Below are 1,741 nucleotides of genomic sequence, written 5' to 3' on the forward strand. Positions count from 1 at the left end.
CTGGTCGTTGTTTGAGAACTGCACAGTGGACGCGAGCATCTGTGGCCAAGTTTTTAAGGGCGCACGGTGGATGCCTTGGCACCAGGAACCGATGAAGGACGTGGGAGGCCACGATAGTCCCCGGGGAGCCGTCAACCAGGCTTTGATCCGGGGGTTTCCGAATGGGGAAACCCGGCAGTCGTCATGGGCTGTCACCCGCTGCTGAACACATAGGCAGTGTGGAGGGAACGCGGGGAAGTGAAACATCTCAGTACCCGCAGGAAGAGAAAACAACCGTGATTCCGGGAGTAGTGGCGAGCGAAACCGGATGAGGCTAAACCGTGATGGTGTGAGACCCGGCAGGGGTTGCCATCGCGGGGTCGTGGGATTTTTCTTGATCGGTCTGCCGGCCGGTCGGCGAGTCAGAAACCGTATGGGTAGTCGAAGGACATGCGAAAGGTCCGGCGTAGAGGGTAAGACCCCCGTAGACGAAATCTGTACGGCTCGTTTGAGAAACTCCCAAGTAGCACGGGGCCCGAGAAATCCCGTGTGAATCTGGCGGGACCACCCGCTAAGCCTAAATATTCCCTGGTGACCGATAGCGGATAGTACCGTGAGGGAATGGTGAAAAGTACCGCGGGAGCGGAGTGAAATAGTACCTGAAACCGTGTGCCTACAAGCCGTGGGAGCGTCGTTCATCAGCTTGCTGGTGGGCCGTGACTGCGTGCCTTTTGAAGAATGAGCCTGCGAGTTTGCGGTGTGTAGCGAGGTTAACCCGTGTGGGGTAGCCGTAGCGAAAGCGAGTCCGAATAGGGCGGTTGAGTTGCATGCCCAAGACCCGAAGCGGAGTGATCTAGCCATGGGCAGGTTGAAGCGCGGGTAAGACCGTGTGGAGGACCGAACCCACCAGGGTTGAAAACCTGGGGGATGACCTGTGGTTAGGGGTGAAAGGCCAATCAAACTCCGTTATAGCTGGTTCTCCCCGAAATGCATTTAGGTGCAGCGTCACGTGTTTCTTGCCGGAGGTAGAGCACTGGATAGGCGATGGGCCTTACCGGGTTACTGACCTTAGCCAAACTCCGAATGCCGGTAAGTGAGAGCGTGGCAGTGAGACTGTGGGGGATAAGCTCCATGGTCGAGAGGGAAACAGCCCAGAACACCGACTAAGGTCCCTAAGCGTGTGCTAAGTGGGAAAGGATGTGGAGTCGCAGAGACAACCAGGAGGTTGGCTTAGAAGCAGCCACCCTTGAAAGAGTGCGTAATAGCTCACTGGTCAAGTGATTCCGCGCCGACAATGTAGCGGGGCTCAAGCACATCACCGAAGTCGTGTCATTGCAGCATGAAGGGCTAACGCCTGCTGTGATGGGTAGGGGAGCGTCGTGTGCCGGGTGAAGCGGCGGTGGAAACCAGTCGTGGACGGTATACGAGTGAGAATGCAGGCATGAGTAGCGATACAAGAGTGGGAAACTCTTGCGCCGATTGACCAAGGGTTCCTGGGTCAAGCTGATCTGCCCAGGGTAAGTCGGGACCTAAGGCGAGGCCGACAGGCGTAGTCGATGGACAACGGGTTGATATTCCCGTACCCGCTTTGAAGCGCCAACGCTGAACCTCTTGATGCTAAGCCCGTGAAGCCGGCCCGGAGTCTTCGGACAATGGGACGTGGTGGAGCCGGTGACCCAAGAGGGTAGTAGGTGAGCGATGGGGTGACGCAGGAAGGTAGTCCAGCCCGGGCGGTGGTTGTCCCGGGGTAAGGGTGTAGGAC

Annotated in this window: 1 rRNA gene (cut by a window edge); it reads left to right on the forward strand. The window is 57.7% G+C overall.

The annotated features are described in order from the left end of the window. The first annotated feature begins 43 nt into the window (after positions 1-43). Positions 44-1,741 (forward strand): 23S ribosomal RNA (locus ACIO9K_RS37860); it runs 1,489 nt beyond the window's last position.

Origin of the sequence: Kitasatospora sp. NPDC087271 (genome assembly GCF_044744605.1) — a bacterium.
Classification (GTDB): domain Bacteria; phylum Actinomycetota; class Actinomycetes; order Streptomycetales; family Streptomycetaceae; genus Kitasatospora.